This is a genomic window from Pseudoalteromonas sp. BSi20439 (assembly GCF_000241165.1).
GTDB lineage: Bacteria > Pseudomonadota > Gammaproteobacteria > Enterobacterales > Alteromonadaceae > Pseudoalteromonas.
Map to the genome: position 1 here is coordinate 57,740 of NZ_BADW01000010.1, position 17,319 is coordinate 75,058.

General features: G+C 40.8%; 16 protein-coding genes. 6 read left to right on the forward strand and 10 right to left on the reverse strand.

Annotated elements, in window-relative coordinates:
* Positions 1 to 322 precede the first annotated feature (322 nt).
* Positions 323 to 721, reverse strand: coding sequence for a hypothetical protein (locus P20439_RS00865; protein WP_008109238.1), 399 nt, complete (start codon positions 719 to 721; stop codon positions 323 to 325).
* Positions 722 to 902: 181 nt separating this feature from the next.
* Between P20439_RS00865 and P20439_RS00870 the strand changes: the two genes are divergently transcribed.
* Both P20439_RS00870 and P20439_RS00875 read left to right on the forward strand, forming a co-directional pair.
* Positions 903 to 1,406, forward strand: coding sequence for a DUF962 domain-containing protein (locus P20439_RS00870; protein WP_008109236.1), 504 nt, complete (start codon positions 903 to 905; stop codon positions 1,404 to 1,406).
* Positions 1,407 to 1,426: 20 nt separating this feature from the next.
* On the forward strand, positions 1,427 to 2,218 hold the full coding sequence (locus tag P20439_RS00875) for an SDR family oxidoreductase (RefSeq protein ID WP_008109234.1): 792 nt from the start codon (positions 1,427 to 1,429) through the stop codon (positions 2,216 to 2,218).
* A gap of 47 nt (positions 2,219 to 2,265) precedes the next feature.
* Here the strand turns inward: P20439_RS00875 and P20439_RS00880 are convergent, their stop codons facing one another.
* The 6 genes from P20439_RS00880 to P20439_RS00905 form a co-directional block, all read right to left on the reverse strand.
* On the reverse strand, positions 2,266 to 2,646 hold the full coding sequence (locus P20439_RS00880) for a VOC family protein (RefSeq protein WP_008109232.1): 381 nt from the start codon (positions 2,644 to 2,646) through the stop codon (positions 2,266 to 2,268).
* Between the two features lie 39 nt (positions 2,647 to 2,685).
* Positions 2,686 to 3,093: a GFA family protein gene (locus P20439_RS00885; protein WP_008109230.1), complete on the reverse strand. Its 408-nt coding sequence runs from the start codon at positions 3,091 to 3,093 to the stop codon at positions 2,686 to 2,688.
* 42 nt (positions 3,094 to 3,135) lie between these two features.
* Complete coding sequence (locus P20439_RS00890) at positions 3,136 to 4,203, reverse strand: alpha/beta hydrolase (RefSeq protein WP_008109227.1); 1,068 nt, start codon at positions 4,201 to 4,203, stop codon at positions 3,136 to 3,138.
* Between the two features lie 40 nt (positions 4,204 to 4,243).
* A complete protein-coding gene (locus P20439_RS00895; protein ID WP_242375982.1) occupies positions 4,244 to 4,846 on the reverse strand; it encodes a hypothetical protein in 603 nt (200 codons plus the stop codon).
* 224 nt (positions 4,847 to 5,070) lie between these two features.
* Entirely contained in the window at positions 5,071 to 5,250 is a 180-nt protein-coding gene (locus P20439_RS00900) for a DUF6435 family protein (protein ID WP_008109224.1), read from the reverse strand.
* Positions 5,251 to 5,343: 93 nt separating this feature from the next.
* Positions 5,344 to 6,504, reverse strand: a complete 1,161-nt coding sequence (locus P20439_RS00905) for a PQQ-dependent sugar dehydrogenase (RefSeq protein WP_036932621.1) — start codon at positions 6,502 to 6,504, stop codon at positions 5,344 to 5,346.
* A gap of 295 nt (positions 6,505 to 6,799) precedes the next feature.
* On the opposite strand from P20439_RS00905, the gene P20439_RS00910 reads away from it, so the two are divergent.
* From P20439_RS00910 to P20439_RS00920, 3 genes are all read left to right on the forward strand, one after another.
* Positions 6,800 to 7,843, forward strand: a complete 1,044-nt coding sequence (locus P20439_RS00910; RefSeq protein WP_008109220.1) for a flavin reductase family protein — start codon at positions 6,800 to 6,802, stop codon at positions 7,841 to 7,843.
* Positions 7,840 to 8,892, forward strand: a complete 1,053-nt coding sequence (locus P20439_RS00915) for an acyl-CoA desaturase (RefSeq protein WP_008109218.1) — start codon at positions 7,840 to 7,842, stop codon at positions 8,890 to 8,892. Before P20439_RS00910 ends, P20439_RS00915 begins: the two co-directional genes overlap by 4 nt.
* 225 nt (positions 8,893 to 9,117) lie before the next feature.
* Complete coding sequence (locus P20439_RS00920) at positions 9,118 to 10,119, forward strand: branched-chain amino acid aminotransferase (RefSeq protein WP_304644689.1); 1,002 nt, start codon at positions 9,118 to 9,120, stop codon at positions 10,117 to 10,119.
* 375 nt (positions 10,120 to 10,494) lie between these two features.
* Here the strand turns inward: P20439_RS00920 and P20439_RS00925 are convergent, their stop codons facing one another.
* Both P20439_RS00925 and P20439_RS00930 read right to left on the reverse strand, forming a co-directional pair.
* Positions 10,495 to 13,065, reverse strand: a complete 2,571-nt coding sequence (locus tag P20439_RS00925; RefSeq protein WP_008463982.1) for a TonB-dependent siderophore receptor — start codon at positions 13,063 to 13,065, stop codon at positions 10,495 to 10,497.
* A gap of 176 nt (positions 13,066 to 13,241) precedes the next feature.
* Positions 13,242 to 13,553, reverse strand: a complete 312-nt coding sequence (locus P20439_RS00930; protein ID WP_008109212.1) for a DUF962 domain-containing protein — start codon at positions 13,551 to 13,553, stop codon at positions 13,242 to 13,244.
* A gap of 153 nt (positions 13,554 to 13,706) precedes the next feature.
* On the opposite strand from P20439_RS00930, the gene P20439_RS00935 reads away from it, so the two are divergent.
* On the forward strand, positions 13,707 to 15,863 hold the full coding sequence (locus tag P20439_RS00935; RefSeq protein WP_008109209.1) for a prolyl oligopeptidase family protein: 2,157 nt from the start codon (positions 13,707 to 13,709) through the stop codon (positions 15,861 to 15,863).
* 86 nt (positions 15,864 to 15,949) lie between these two features.
* Here P20439_RS00935 and P20439_RS00940 read toward each other — a convergent pair whose 3' ends face one another.
* Positions 15,950 to 17,242 carry an anti-phage deoxyguanosine triphosphatase gene (locus P20439_RS00940; protein ID WP_008109207.1) on the reverse strand — a complete coding sequence of 431 codons (1,293 nt, stop codon included), beginning with the start codon at positions 17,240 to 17,242 and terminating at the stop codon, positions 15,950 to 15,952.
* Positions 17,243 to 17,319 lie beyond the last annotated feature (77 nt).

Below are 17,319 nucleotides of genomic sequence, written 5' to 3' on the forward strand. Positions count from 1 at the left end.
TATTTATTTCTTACTTTAAATAGATTTTAAGTGATTAACGCACAAAGAGGGTGAAGAGGCGCTGCGCTTTTAGAGAAGTGAACTACACCATAACTTTTTGTGGCTTCTCATTTACTCCTCATTCGCTTCTCTGTGTTCAAATAGGGTTTAGTGAATTATGCACAAAGAGGGCAAAGAGCCGCTGCGCTTTTAGAGGAGTGATCTAAACAACAACTTTTTATGGCTTCTCATTTAGTCCTCATTCGTTTCTCTGTGTTCAAATAGGGTTTATTGAATTATGCACAAAGAAGGCGAAGAGACGCTGCGCTTTTAGAGGAGTGATCTAAACCATAACTTTCATCTGTAACCAAAATACCAAGCTGGGGCTTATAAAAAGCAACAGCATCCCTACACTCAGTAAGTTACCTTTGAAGAGGTTAAAATCATCAAGAATTTTGTGCCACTTATATTTAAATACATATCTGCCCACAACAATATCTAAACTAAGCATTATTGTTAGCCAAACTAAGCCCACATTTAAACAATCTAAGTACGAAATAGGGTTAATCCATGGCAAAGTGATCCACGCAATGGCATAAATAATCGCAGTGCCGGAAAATAAGCTGAGCGTTTTAGCGCGCTTTAGAGCGTAAAATTTATGTAAGATCCTTACTCTAATATTGCCGTTAACGACCTCACCCAAAGCGAGCAAAAGGCCAACGGCGAGTGCCTTTAAAAACATGCAAACGTCCTCGTGATGATCACGTTAATTATTAACGATGACTTTACCTAATTTATAGCAATAACGCATTAAACTACTACTTACTTAGTTTTATTGATTAACTCTCGTTATCAGTTGTTATTATGTGGCTTTTTTTATAAGGTGAGCTTTGCTTATAAAAAATAACAACAGGAACATCGCCATGAAAACCCTTGAACAACAGCTCGGCCAGTATGGTTTGTACCATCGTTCTAAACGAAATGTATTAACCCATTTTTTTGGTATTCCACTTATTGTGTTTGCCGTTTTATGTTTACTTGCACGAATTGAAATTCCTATTGCCAGTGCTAACATTGATGGTGCGCAAATTTTTGTATTAGCCTCTGTGGTTTACTATTTTATGCTGAGCTTTTCGCTTGGTTTGATAATGGGCATTATTTTTACTTTATTACTGGTAGCTGCACAACCAATAGCCGCTATGGCTTTGGTGCCATGGTTAACAATTGGAGTTGGGGTGTTTGTATTTGGCTGGGTATTACAATTTATTGGTCATTATTTTGAAGGTAAAAAGCCCGCTTTTGTTGATGATTTAGTTGGCTTAATTATTGGCCCTTTGTATGTCACTGTTGAGCTGTTATTTTTAATGGGCTTTTACAAAAACTTAGAACAGCAAGTGAATGAAATAGCAGGTCCAACTAAAGCATAATTAATAATATAAGGTAAACCATGGATTATAATAATAAAACAGTGTGGATCACCGGCGCATCATCAGGTATTGGTGAAGAACTTGCCAAGCAATTTGCAGAGCAAGGTGCAAAGGTCATTTTATCAGCGCGAAATGTGGATAAACTCAACCAAGTAAAAGCCGAATTAAAAGGCGAGGGGCATCGTGTTATCCCCCTTGATTTATCAAAGCCCGAAACCGTACTGCAGGATGTGTCAGCACAAATAGACAGCTTAGGCCCCATTGATATTTTAATAAATAACGGCGGCGTATCACAGCGTAGCTTATTTTTAGAAAACGACTTTAAAGTGTATCGCCAACTTATGGAAGTAAACTATTTTGGCTTAATTGCACTCACTAAAGCGGTATTGCCTTCAATGGTAACGCGTAAAAGCGGTTCAATAGTGGCTATTAGTAGTGTGGCAGGTAAAGTAGGCTCTAAGTTTAGAACTGGTTATTCAGGCAGTAAATACGCTGTAGTGGGCTTTATGGACTGCTTACGCGCCGAAGTAGCAGAGCACAATATACATTGCTTAACTATTTGCCCAGGCTCAATTAAAACGGCGATTGCTCATAACTCATTGAACGAGCAAGGGGAGGCGCAAAACAAACCTGAACCTTCAATAGAAAATGGTATGAACGTAAATGTCGCCGCATCAAAAATGCTCACTGCAATCTATAATAAAAAAGACGAAGTTGTGATAGGCCAAGGGTTGAGTGGCTGGGCACCGTTTATAAAACGGTTTTTCCCAGGGCTATTTAATCGCTTAACCGCTAAGGTGGAATATAAATAACTAAGTACAGTACTTAAACGCCAGCATTGAGCGCTTAGTGCTTAGCTTTATGGCTGTTTTTGTACTTTCCAAGGAGGGTTTAAGCGGTTTTCTCCAGCTTTGTAGAGTTTAATTTTATTTCCTGAGGGGTCTTTTAAAATCGCTTCCTTCCATAGGTACCTTTGCTCTGTGGGTTGCTGTTCGAATACGATCCCTTTTTTGATTAACTGCTGGCACAATTGCTCAAGGTTATCGTTTTCAAAATAAATTACAGAATGATTTTCAAAAAATTCACTTTCTAAAGACAATGAAAATGTAGAGTCACCTTCAGGGCAACTAAAACGTGCATAATGAGGTGTATCAACAATTTGGGTAAAGCCAAGTGTGCGATAAAACTTCACCGCTTCAATCATATTGTTTACCGGCAAGGTGACTTGATTCAGTTGCATTAAAACTCCCACTACAGAAATAGATAAATTTATATGGATTTACTTACGCCCTGGCTCATGTCGCTCATAGCGAGGAAGCTGGGCATCTAAATCCTCCCAATTTGCCTTTGAGGTGATGAAATTATGCGATATGGGGCGCTCTGTTATATCGCAGGTCAAAGCGCCTAACCGAAGGCGATACCTTTGAGGTGATTGAGCGTTAGCACTATATATTGGTGCGCCGCAGGTTTTACAAAAGTACTTACGTTTACCTTCACTACTTTGGTAAAAAGTAAGTGTGCCATTTTTGTCAGTTAATGTCAGATCGCTCGCATTAATATATCCATTAGTAGCAAAAGTACTGCCACTGGCCTTACGACAAAGCGAGCAGTGACAATGGATAATATCAGTAACAGCACAATTAATTGAAAAGTTGATTGAGCCACATAAACAACTACCTGTGTACATCTGTATTCCTCGGTATAATCTTAAATTATTATAACTTTTGTATTATATTGCACGCTTGCCAGTACACTGAGACACGTTTTTAGCTTGAGCACATAGTTTATTAAAAATGCGCTCACCGGCACTTTCATAATCATTAGCACTTAAATATTCAGCAATTTCAAACAAGGCATCAAGCCCTTCGGGAGTTTGATTAATAGTAAAAGTAATATGCTTACGCAATTGCTCAATCGCGTTGTCATCTTTTGATATTGCATAATGTGCGGTGAGTCTTTGCAATGTTTCGTTGGGTACATTGACTGTAAAGCCATACTTTTTAGATAATTGAGTGTAGTGCTTTTTTAGGCTGTCCAATCCGGCAATTTTTACCTCATAGCTTGGCTGCCAATTGGTAAATGTAGACTGCAGCGCAAACTGCATTGAAGGGTGCTTTGTTGTTCTATGGGTTTGCTCGGGGAACTTTTTAAATACAAATTTCTCTTTAGCTAGACCACTCAGTTTTTGCGTTAAATTACTAAAAGGCTGTTGCATATGCTCACCTTCATTTGCAATTGTTATTGCTAGCGGTGCTTTACTTTTTAAAGACTCAATGTCTGATTGAGAGATCATATCGACAATATAGCCATCATCAACAGAGGGGCTAAAAGCAAAATAGCTTGAAAAAGCAGCGGGATTATTTAACCAATAATCCAAGACAAAACGTCCTGAGTTCGAATGTCCAGACAAAATGCTATACGGTGCTATTCGATAATTAGCATTGACGTAGGTGACGACTTCTTGCGAAATAAACTCAGCAAATGGTGTTACCTTACCCTTATTAGGGCTCAGCTCTTTTCCGCTACTTTGTACACCTATAACTATAAAATTTGGGATCTGATCTGCTAACAAATCAAGCGTTGCTAAGGTCGAAAGCATATCCCATTGAGCGTGCAATACGTATAACACAGGGTAGGTAGCGCTATTCTCATAATATTGATTTGGAAGCTTAATTAATAAGTTTCTGTCTTCTCCTAGTGAGTCTGACTTTAACGTAATTTGTTTCGCTAAGATTAAATCAGATGCAGATGAAAATAGTGAACATAGTAATAAAAAACTAAATAACAAAACCTTCATTGGTCACTCTCCTTGTTGATAATAATTTATTAATGGGTCTTTACGACCGACTTATTGATTTATTGAAGATCACGATAGAGAATATAACTTCTGTTATGCTGCCAACAAAAGCACCAATGACGAAGTTAGCATTTAATAAGATACAAACTACTCCCGCTAGCATAAGCACAGCACCTAAAAGCCAATAAACTTTTGCGCCATATAAAGTATTAAAAATTAAATAACGCACACCTACTGCCAACAGCATTATTGGATAAAACCATTGTAGATGCAGCTTAGAAACATAGAAGGCGATGAAAAAACCAACAAATAAAATAACGGTATTTTCTAAAGCAAGTTTGCCTAATGGGTTGGTTGAGTCATGTTGTCCAGGGCGCTTAAGTACTTTTGATAGCAACATAGCCAGTGGGTGTATAAACATACCTCCAATAAACAGGGTAAGCATACTTGCTTGAGTTGAATACAGTACTGCAATTAAACCTGCTAAACACCAAATTAATCCAGAAATAACAACACCTGTTGCGCCACCAAAATAGGCGAAATCCATATCTTTTTGCGCTTGCTTAAATTCCATAAACATCCCATGAGCTAAAAATGAATATCCCTCAAGCAGAGGAAAATAACTATTGGTTAATAATTCCACTAATTAACTTTGATGTAAACAACTGATTATGCGAGAAATAAAATGGCTTTTAACTATACATTAATAGGACTGTAATAACGTGATGGGAGAAATGCAAATTAAACCTTAAGAATTGTATTTAATTTTCCAAGTTGGGTAAATGTTTATAGAAGTTATTTAGTCGGGGAAATACAACCCCCGCACTGTTAATGCGGGGGTAGGTTCAAACTTATTTGGTGAAATGTTTACTTAGTTTTTTTGGCTTCGAGTGTTTCTATTTCACTCCAGATTTTTTCAGCCTCGTCAGTTAACATCGCATAGCTTTTAATATCGCCTTTTCTTTGAGCTTGCATGCCTTGCTCTAATTTTGCGTCGTATTCTTTACGTAATTTTTTGATTGGATCTGGCTTTAAAAATGAAAACATCAACACCCTCGTTGTTTATTAGCTAATTACAGTAACAGTACGCAGTTAAGCTGCAAAAAGTTTGCTGTTACTGTAATTAGGTGTGTTAAATGGCTACTTAGGATCTAGGCGAACAATGCCTTGGCCATCTAAGCCTAAATAAATAGTACCGTCAGGGCCTTGAGCTAAGCTGCGAATGCGGCCAACGCCTTCAAGTAGTTTATGTTGCTTAACCACCTTGCTGTCGGCTAATTCAAGCACGCTAACAAAGGCGTACTTCATTGAAGCAAGTAGCATTTTTCCTTTCAGCTCAGGGTATTTATTACCTTTAACCATGAGCATATCAGAGGGGGCAATAGAGGGAGTCCATTGCGAAACTGGCGCTTGCATGCCCGGTTTATCGGTTAAATCAGTAAATGAGGTACCGCTGTAGTTAATACCGTAACTCACCACTGGCCAGCCATAATTGGTGTTAGGCTTAATTATATTAAGCTCATCGCCACCGCGTGGACCGTGTTCGTGCGACCATAGGGTGGTTGTTTGTTGATCAAACCACATACCTTGTGGATTACGATGGCCATATGACCAAACGGCGGGTTTTGCATTTTTTTGCGCAACAAACGGGTTATCGGTAGGAATTTTACCGTCCTCGTGTAAGCGATAAATTTTACCACTATCACGGCTTAAGTCTTGTGGGTTAACATCGCGCGAGCCACGATCGCCAATCGAAAAATACACATAGTTTTGGTTATCAAATACAATCCGGCTGCCGTAGTGCTGGCCTTTTTTAGAATTATGTTCCCCTTTGTATAATTGTTGTGGCTCAAGCAGTTGGCTGTGATCGTTACTTAGCTTTGCACGCATAAGTGCGGTGTTGCTGCCTTCACCATCACCTTCACTACTTGAGTAGGTAAGGTATAACCACTGGTTGTTTGCAAAGTCAGGGTGCAATGCTAAATCGAGCAGGCCACCTTGGCCGTTGTCATCAATTTTGGGTAATCCTGTAACCTTTATTAGTGCTTCACTATCTTTACGCAGTAAATACAAGGTGCCACTGCGCTCAGTAATTAATAAGTCGCCATTAGGTAGTGGTTGAATTGCCCAAGGAACAGCGATCCCTTTAGCAATTGTCATGGGTTTTATATTCAGGTTTAAAGAGTCTAGTTCTTTAAAATCAACAGCATGAGCATTAAGGCTGCCCAGTGCACCAAGCAATAAACTTGTTGTTACCGTTGTGATTAGTGCGCGTTTTTTTAGTGTTTTAAGTTTGTTCATAATGGCTTCCAAAATTAACAATTCCAACCAGCCTAGCATGCTATTAATCATAATGTTAAATATTTAAGTTGAATGAAAAACAACCGTCACTCAAGGGGGTATTGCTTGCTTGTTAAATACCTGCCAGTAAAAAATTCGAATAATTACTCTATTAGGCTTGAAATTTAAAAATGTCAGCGTACACTTGTGCGCTGAAAGTTGAGCTTACACGTGTAGGCTCAAATAATTAACCTAATTGATGCGTGTTACTTAACGCGCTCATTGGGATATAGATTTAAATAGAGAAACAATCACTATGTTTATTAAGGCGTTAAACCAATTTACAAAATTGTTTTTACATCATCAAAGCTTTGCCGCTTACATAGAGCCAATTATGCAGGTGTTTAAACCAGCATGGCGCGCAGGATTTTTCAGCGCAAAAGTTATAGCGGTAAGCCCTTGTAGCCACGATTTTTTGAGTGTTACCTTAAAACCAAGTAAACAGTGGCGCTCGCATATTGCTGGCCAGCATATTAGTTTAACGGTTGAAGTTAATGGACGATTATTAACCCGAGTGTTTACCCTTGCCAGTAGTCCTGACTATTTTAAAGCGACAGGGTTAGTGCGCTTACTGATAAAAACCAGTTCACTAGGGCAGTTTACCGGCCAGTTACAACAGGCATTAAGTTTGCAGCCGTGGTGTAATATATCGCCAGCTCGTGGCGACTTTGTATTTAAAAGTTGGCACAAGCCTAGCGTTTTTGTAGCGGGTGGCTCTGGCATTACCCCAATGCTTGCCATGCTTGAGCAACAACTTGGCAATACAAATAGCCCGATGCAATTATTGTACTTTGCTAAGGCGGATGCACACCAGTGTACAAATGAACTTACGGCACTGGCAAAGCGCTTTGCGCATTTTAGTTTTTCATTACTCACACGCGATGCACTAACACCATTAACACAGCACATAAACCTTGATGCGCAGCCAGATATTTATTGCTGCGGCCCTAGTGGTTTTATGCAGCAAATTGCAGATTTTGCTAAGCAGCATAAGCTTGGCTACTTTCAAGAATCCTTTGGCCTAGCCTTGCCCAACTTGACTGACGATAGCCAGTTTTCAGTGAAAATAAACAAAGACACGCACGTAGTGACTAGTAATGACGTGTTACTAAGCCAATTTGAAGCAAAAAAACTCCCTGTGCAGCGAGGCTGCGGCATTGGTATTTGTCATCAATGTCAGTGCATTAAAAAGTCTGGAGTGGTGCGTAATTTAAAAACTAATCAATTATCAGATACTGGCGAGCAGTTAATTCAACTGTGTGTGAGCCAAGCCGTTAGCGATTTGGAGTTACAGCTATGACAACCATTAATTATCAACAGTTAGCCGATGATTTAGATGAAATTAAAATGTCTACATTAGCTACAGTTGGGCAAAAGGATGCAAACTATATTCGTTCTATTGTGCGTAAACAGCGGTTTTGCGAAATAGGCGGACGGATTTTATTGATGCTTGGTTTTGTGCAGCCATTATTGTGGGTAGCGGGTGTATTGTTACTTGGTTTGGCTAAAATTCTCGACAACATGGAAATTGGCCACAACGTAATGCATGGTCAATACGATTGGATGAACGACAAACAGCTTAACTCTAAAACTTACGAGTGGGATATAGCCTGCGACGGCCAAAGCTGGAACCGCGTTCATAACTTTGAACACCATACTTACACTAACATTATCGGAAAAGATCGTGACTTTGGTTATGGCTTATTAAGATTGAGCAATGACTTTAAATGGCGGCTAAAAAATACATGGCAGTTTATTACCTATTTAAATCTGAGCGTGCTGTTTCAGTGGGGCGTGTCGTATCACGAGCTCGCAGGCGAGCGAGTCTTTATAGGTAAAAAGAAACCAAACCGTGAAGGTGCTGTGGCGCATAGCACCTTAAAAAAGCGCTTTTTTAGTAAAGGTGCACGCCAACTAATTAAAGACTATGTGTTATTTCCAGTTTTGGCGGGGCCACTATTTTTGTGGGTATTAAGTGGTAATTTGCTGGCAAACTTAATTCGTAACCTATGGACCTCAACCATTATCTTTTGTGGCCATTTTACTGAGCAAACCCATACCTTTTATGAGCAAGACTGCAAAAACGAAAGCCAAGGGCAGTGGTATTATCGCCAAGCGCTGGGTTCGTCAAACATTAAAGGGGCGCGTTGGTTTCATATTTTAACTGGGCATTTAAGCTTTCAAATAGAGCATCATTTATTTCCTGATATGCCGTCGTCGCGTTATCAAGAAATTGCGCCTAAAGTGCAAGCTGCATTACAAAAGCAGGGGATTGCTTATAATACTGGCGGATTTTTTCAGCAATACACCTCAGTGTTAAAGCGTATATTGCGTTATTCATTTAAATAGAGGTTAATAAAATAGCTGCTACTATAATGTATGCATTAAATAATCAGCTAATCTTAAAATGTTAGCTGATTATTGCATTAAAGAGTTAGCAAGCGCTTTTTTGATTAAACAATCATCAGTACATGCAAAAAATTCTTCTAATTAATTTAAAAACAGCTCGTTTTGCTATGGTTAAATAGTAGCTGGTTGTCATACAATGGAGAAAAATAGACCACACAAGAGAGAATAAAAATGGCAGCATTTGGTACTGTGTTTATGCCGCAGATGATTCAAGCTAAGTTTTCTGACAACCAGTGGGGCGAAAGCTCAATTGTTCCTTGCGATAAGCTTGAGTTACATGCAGGTGCACACGTTCTTCATTATTCAAGTACATGTTTTGAAGGGTTAAAAGCCTTTCGCCACGAAGATGGCTCGGTTAATATTTTTAGAATGGACGCTAATATTGCGCGTATGCAGCAAAGTTCTGAATTGTTGAGTTTACCTGCTGTTGATGGCGAGATGCTAAAAACAATGATCATCGATATTGTACGTGAATACGCCGATGAAACGCCGCTTCCTCCAGGTTCTATGTATATTCGCCCAACCCACATTGGTACGGAAGCTGCCATTGGTAAAGCGGCTGCACCGTCAATGAGTTCATTGCTTTACACGCTATTATCGCCAGTGGGTGATTATTTTTCAGGTGGCGCAACTGCGTTACGAGTCTTACTTGAAGAAGATGGTATGCGCTGTGCACCGCACATGGGCATGATCAAAAGTGGTGGTAACTATGCCAGCGCGCTTGGCCCAATTTCAGCAGCACGCACTAAATATAAAGCCGACCAAATTTTATTTTGCCCAGGCGGTGATGTGCAAGAAACCGGCGCGGCAAACTTTATTTTAATTGATGGCAACGAAATCATTACTAAAGCACTTGATAGCACATTTTTACACGGTGTAACTCGTAATAGCATTTTAACTATTGCTAAAGATTTAGGTATGACGGTTAGCGAGCGCAACTTTACTGTCACTGAGCTTTTAGAGCGCGCAGCAAAACCAGGTACTGAGGCAGCACTTTCAGGCACTGCGGCAGTATTAACCCCAGTAGGGACGTTTATCCATAACGATAAAGAATACAAAGTGGGTAACGGTGAACCAGGGCCAACTACGGCACGTTTGCGCCAAGCATTGAACGATATTCAATGGGGTAAAAGCGAAGATAAACACGGTTGGTTAACTAAAATCTAATCGGGTTCTAGGGTCTGTTGACCTTTGCGGATTAAAATTTGTTCAAACTAGGGGCGGTTTAATCGCGGCGCGAGGTTTGTAACCTAGTGGGCTAAGTAAAAACCGAGCAAAGCTTCCGCGTCCTGCTCACGCCCCTTACCTACATCCATGTAGGCAACAAAGAGTAAATCGTCCCTAGGCAGAACCCTTCGGGCAGCGCCTGTTTGGCATTGATGCTGCGTTATCGCCTATTTATGGGGAATAACCACACCACATAGGCTCTGCCTTGCCTAAATACCAAACAGACTGCTGCAAATTTAACCTTGAAAGATCAACAGACCCTAATCTATTAAAAAGCCACACTATTTAGTGTGGCTTTTTGGTTTAAGCTACAGCTTAAAACTTCATTTCAATTTTGCCGTATACATAACGGCCATTAAAACCAAATGGTGAAAAGCCCGAGTACGAGAACAAGCGAGAGAAAGTGGTTACATCGCTCACCAGCTCACGAGTTGGATCTGGGTATACATCAAACACATTATTAGCGCCTAAGCTCAGAGTAAGATTATTATTGAGTGCATAGGCAACATCTAAATCGGTGATCCATTTAGGTTCTAACACTTCGTTACGCTCTGGGTTTTCAGATGGGTCTTGTGTTTCACCGTAGCGAGTACTACGTAGTGTGGTGCGCCATTCGTTAAGTGTCCATGTTGCGCTAAGGTTGTATTTATTGCGCGGCGTGCTTACTTCAAAACGACGTAGCTCGTTACCCGAGAACAAATTATCTTGCTCAACCCCAACACTTTGTAATTGTGCTGGTGGGTCAATAATATCGGTGACTTGGTTTTTACCGTAGTTGTAACCTAAGTTAAATGCTACATCACCGAAGTTGTCGGTGATTAAATTATAAGAAGCCACTACGTCAACGCCACGGGTTTTGCTATCAATCGCGTTTAAGAAAAATCGACCTTGGTTAGCGCCTGTGCCCTCAAGTAAGCTTGCAACGCCTGCGCCCGATAAGTTATTTGATAACACAATACGGTCATCAATTAATATTTGGTAGTAATCAACAGATAAGCTGAAGTTGAAGTCGGTTGACCACGTAAAGCCAACACCGTAGTTAGTAGCTTCTTCTGCATCTAAACCCGGTGAACCTAATGCAACGGCAACATCGCTGCTTGGCGCAAAGGTACCTGTTTGTGTTGGTTCGCCATCTACAAATACAGTCGCTACCGAGGTAAAGTATTGCTGTTGCAGAGAGGGCGCTCTAAAGCCGGTTGATACAGAGCCGCGTAGTGCTAAGTCTTCTGTAAGTGTATAGCGGGTGGCAATTTTACCATTAAGCGTGTCGCCAAAATCAGAGTAGTCTTCGTAACGCGCGGCGATGGCAACATTCCAGTTATCTGTAATAAAGGCTTCTAAGTCAACGTAAAGGCTAACATTGTGGCGGCTGTTGTCACCCGCAGATTCAGGTGTGAACCCCGGGAACACTTGTGAACCTGCAGAGCCGAATGGGCCATTAACCGGATCGGTCACGGCACCACCTGGGCCAAAATTACCACGCGCATAAGAGGCTTCTTCACCCGCTTGAATTTCGTAGCCTTCGCGGCGATACTCAGCGCCCACTGCCACGTTAATTCCGCTGGCTAAAAAGTCAGCATCAATCTCACGGCTAAAATCAAGATTAATAGTCAGCTGATCATAAGTAAGCGTGCCTGCATCAAAACTAGTTTGGCTACTTGGCCCATATGAAGTGTTTAAGCTATTAATAACACCAAAGTTAAAGGCATCTTGGCCGTATACCGCAGAGGCATCGTAGTTCCATTCATTAGCAAAGCCTTTCACACCTAAAGCCAGTGAAAAGTCATCAATGTCTGAGGTGATCACCGGCAAAAAGCCATCAGGGTATATTTGTGTAACGTTACGGCTGTCTTGGGCGCGACGATAAAAACCACCGCCTTCCCCTTCACGCTTGCTGTAAGAGCCAAACGAGTAGAGCTCAGCATCGTTATTTAGCTGATAACCTGCGTTGTAAAACAACGCAAAGTCTTCAACAGTGCCGTTACCAAAGTTGTGGTTGTAACGATCCCATGTGAATTCGCGTGGGTCGAGAGAGCCATCAGGTAAACGAGGATAGTTTTCGCGTTGGTCGTAATCAGAGCGGTTGGTTGAGCTGCGATCGCGATATTCACTAGAAATACTCAAAAAGCCGTTATCGCCTAATTCAAACCCCATATTACCTTGCAGAGTTAAAGTTTGGCCGTCGGTAAGCGAGCGGTCGCCGCCCTCAGTAAAAGCTAAGTCACCATTGGCGTCCTCAGAAACCGATTGTAACTGCGCGACACCGTCCATATCGGTAATATTTGCACCATAAACGGCACCCAAACTACCGCCACTGCTATTGCTTTTAAGGACGATATTAATCACCCCAGCAATAGCGTCTGAGCCATATTGAGCTGCGGCGCCGTCGCGTAATACTTCAATGCGTTCAATCGCGTTTGCAGGTATGGCGTTTAAATCAACCGATGACGAACCACGACCCGTTGAGCCGTTTAAATTAAGTAGCGCGTTACTGTGGCGACGTTTACCATTTACGAGCACTAAGGTGTGATCAGGAGCTAAGCCACGCAGTTGAGCTGGGCGCACATGGTCGCTGCCATCGGTAATTGATGGCTGTGGGAAATTAAAACTTGGTAATAACGTACTTAACAGCGCATTAGTTTCTGTTTGTCCTGAACTTTTTAAGGCGTCGCCACTAATAATATCTATGGGAACAGGGCTATCTTCGACCGTGCGACCTAGTCGGCGAGAGCCAATCACACTAATTTGTTCAATGTTTTCTTGCGCCTGAGTCTCTTGCTCAGCGGCGTTAACCGTCCATGAGCCAACAAGTGCAGCTGCTATTGTTAAAGAGATGGTTTTTTTGCTGTAAATAGTGGTGTAAGTTGCATGACTAATTTCCCTCATTCGATGCTCTACAGGTGGTTTCAATTTAATCTTTTTAAATTAATGAACTAATTGAAATTACTGTTGTCAAGGTAGACCATTTCTACAATCGAGGTCAATTGAATTACATTCAATCTACAATTTATTTACAGCGAGTAAGCAGAGGCGTTTATTATAGCGATAGCGTAAGTAGCCATTTACCATTTGATTTTGCCAATCAGCATATCTTTAAACATGACCCAATCGCCCCATAAACTGTAAAACGGGTGCTTAAATGTGGCAGGGCGGTTTTTTTCAAAAAAGAAATGCCCAACCCATGCAAAGCCATAACCAATCAGCGGTAATAACCATAACAATACGAATTGTGAGCTAATAAACGCATAACCGATCAAGAGCAACACTAAACTACTGCCAATAAAATGCAGCCTGCGACAAGTTTTATTACGATGCTCTTTTAGATAGTAAGGGTAAAAGCGTTTAAAGCTGGTAAAAGATTCAGTTTCTGTCATTACTCAACCTGTTAGTGTTTAAAAGTTGTTCATCTATTTAAGCGCAACTAGGTGCAGGTTAACAGCGATAAATGACGTTTAACGCAAGTTGATAGACAAAAGCGGTAAAAGTTAATAGTTTAGACTGACTATAAATAAAATAACGGTAAAGCAATGCTTAAAAAAACACTGACATGTGCGGTTGTAATCGCACTTGCGGGTTGTTCACAACCTGCAGAAAACATCACTCAAAATGAAGTAAAAACAGCAATGAAAGCAGTAAATTCTTTAGATTACCCTGAAACTAAAAAAGGCGCTGTGGTTGACACTTACTTTGGTGAAACCGTGGCTGATCCGTATCGCTGGTTAGAAGATGATATGAGTGAAGAAACGGCTCAGTGGGTTAAAACACAAAACAAGCTTACCTTTTCGTATTTAGAGCAAGTGCCTTACAGAGACACACTTAAACAGCGCCTTGAAAAACTAATGAACTACGAAAAAATCAGCGCGCCGTTTACTGAAGGTGATTACACTTATTTTTATAAAAATGATGGCCTGCAAAACCAGTACGTTTTATACCGCAGCAAAGACGGCGGTGAAGCTGAAGTGTTCTTAGATCCTAATACTTTTAGTGAAGATGGCACCACTTCAATGTCGGGTTTATCATTTTCAGAAGATGGTTCATTGTTAGCGTACCAAATTTCAGAAGGTGGTAGTGATTGGCGTAAAATCATTGTTATAGATACCGAAACCAAAGAGCAGGTAGAACAAGCACTAGTTGATGTTAAATTTAGTGGCGTTAGCTGGCTAGCAAATGACGGTTTTTACTATTCAAGCTACGATAAGCCAGAGGGCAGTGAGCTTTCTGCAAAAACTGACCAACATAAAGTGTATTACCATAAGTTAGGTCAAGATCAAGGCGAAGATACTTTAGTATTTGGCGATACAGCAGAACAAAAACACCGCTATGTGGGCGCTAAAGCAACCAAAGATGGTCGTTACTTGTTTATTAGTGCCAGCGTATCGACCTCAGGTAATAAGTTATTTATTAAAGATTTAACTAAGCCAGATAGCGAATTTGTTACTGTAGTGGGTAATACAGACTCTGATACCAGCGTGATTGACAACGAAGGCAGCAAGCTATTTTTAGTTACTAACTTAAATGCACCAAATAAAAAAGTAGTGACGGTTGATGCAAGCAATCCACAGCCAGAAAACTGGCAAGATTTTATCCCAGAAACTGAAAACGTACTTAATGTAACGCTTGGCGGAAATACGTTTTTTGCCAACTACATGGTTGATGCTATTTCTAAAGTGAAACAGTACAACAAACAAGGTGAGTTGATCCGCGATATTAGTTTACCAGGTGTTGGTACGGCGGGTGGTTTTGGCGGTAAAAAAGAGCAAACTACGCTTTATTATTCATTTACTAACTATAAAACCCCAGGCACAACTTACAGCTTTGACGTGCAAAGCGGTGAGTCAAAAGTATACCGTAAATCGGGGATTGATTTTAATAGCGATAACTATACCTCTGAGCAAGTATTTTATACCTCTAAAGATGGCACTAAAGTACCGATGATTATCACTTATAAAAGTGATATTAAATTAGATGGCAGCAACCCAACTATTTTATATGGCTATGGTGGCTTTAATATAAGCTTAACACCTCGCTTTAGCTCTACAACAGCGGCTTGGCTTGAGCAAGGCGGCGTATACGCAGTGGCTAATATTCGTGGTGGTGGTGAATACGGTAAAGAGTGGCATAAAGCAGGTACACAATTGCAAAAGCAAAACGTATTTGACGACTTTATTGCTGCAGCTGAATACTTACAAGATAAAAAATACACCTCTAAAAAGCGCTTAGCACTGCGTGGTGGTTCAAACGGTGGGTTATTGGTGGGTGCTGTAATGACCCAGCGACCTGACTTGTTTCAAGTTGCGTTACCTGCGGTAGGCGTATTGGATATGCTTCGTTATCATACATTTACAGCGGGCGCTGGTTGGGCATACGATTACGGAACTAGCGATCAAAGTAAAGAAATGTTTGATTACTTAAAAGGCTACTCGCCAATTCATAACGTAAAAGCAGGGGTTGAATATCCGGCGACTATGATCACTACGGGCGATCATGATGACCGCGTTGTACCGTCGCATTCATTTAAATTTGCAGCTGAACTTCAAGCGAATCAAGCGGGTACTAACCCAACGCTTATCCGTATTGAAACCAATGCAGGCCATGGTGCCGGCACACCAACCAGTAAAATTATTGACCTTTATGCCGACATGTACGGTTTTACGCTTTACAACATGGGCATTAAATCACTGTAGTGTGATTTTATAAACTAACGAAAAGCCGAGTTACGTAAGTGACTCGGCTTTTTTATGTTGACTAACCTGAGTTCAGATTAGCTAACTTATTGTATGGGAGAGAACAACCGTTGATAGGTTTTATAAGCGTATTCGTCGCTCATACCGCTTAAATAGTCACAAATAATACGCATACCTTGATTGTGTTTTTCAGCTTCAAGGTACAGTGCCTGCGTGGTTTCGGGTAATAAGCGCAGCGGATCGCTGGCAAACGCAGTAAATAATTCTATGAGTAGATTTTGCCCTTTAAATTCTATTTGCTGCATTTGTGGGTCGCGTATTAAACGCTGAAATACAAAGTGTTTGAGGATCTGTAACACATTTTCGTATTGCTGATCTAATTTTGCGGTATGCCTTAAAATAGGGCATTCAAATTCATCGTTTTGGGTATCTAAATGAATATGAATAATAAAGGTATTCACCAGTTCGCCTATGGCGTCTTTTCGCTCATGTTCATACTTTGAAAATAACCGCTTGGAGAGTGACTCCAGCAAAGTGTTTAACCAGTCATAGTCAAGTGCTTGTAAATGCGGTAATGCATGAGTAAGCCAGTCGTCTAAACTGAGCACATCGGTAGCTATGGCATCTTCAAGGTCGTGAACGGCATATGCAATGTCATCAGCCAGTTCCATAATGGCACTATCGAGTGATTTATAACGGGTTTTAGCGCGATAAGCATCTGCGTGTTCTTGGCTAGATAATAACGCTTTATCACTTGCGCTAAGAGGCTCAATAATCCAATTAAATATCGCGGCATCGTCATTGTAAATACCTTTGGCTGGTCGCCAGTCATCGGCTTTAATAAATGCACGCTGTTTATTTTCTTGTGGGATATTATGCCAAAGGTTATCAATAAAAGCTGGGTACTTAATAAATCCTAACAAGGTGCGTCTAGTTAAGTTCATGCCGTAGCCGTTACTGTAGGGCTCTAGCTTAGCCACAATGCGCAGTGTTTGTGCGTTACCCTCAAAGCCACCATGAGCACGCATCATATAGTTAAGTGCAATTTCGCCGCCATGCCCAAACGGTGGATGGCCTATATCGTGGGCTAAGCATAAGGTTTCGAGTAATCCGGTTGATGGAAAATGCGCAAAGCTTGGATGCTGAGCTTTTAAGTGGCGTAATATGCCAGTGCCTATTTGCGATACTTCTAAAGAATGGGTAAGGCGAGTGCGGTAAAAGTCGTTTAAGCCAATGCCCATTATTTGGGTTTTAGCTTGAAGGCGTCTAAATGCGGCAGCATGAATGATTCGTGAGCGGTCTATTTGCCAAGCAGAGCGGTTATCGTTAGGGCGGTGCTTATATTGCTCAATTATTCTATTTTGCCACTGTTTATCCATGTCACAACCTATCATTTCATTTACGACTTTAACGCTTAGTATATTATAAATAGCCTACAATAGGCGTATGAATTTTA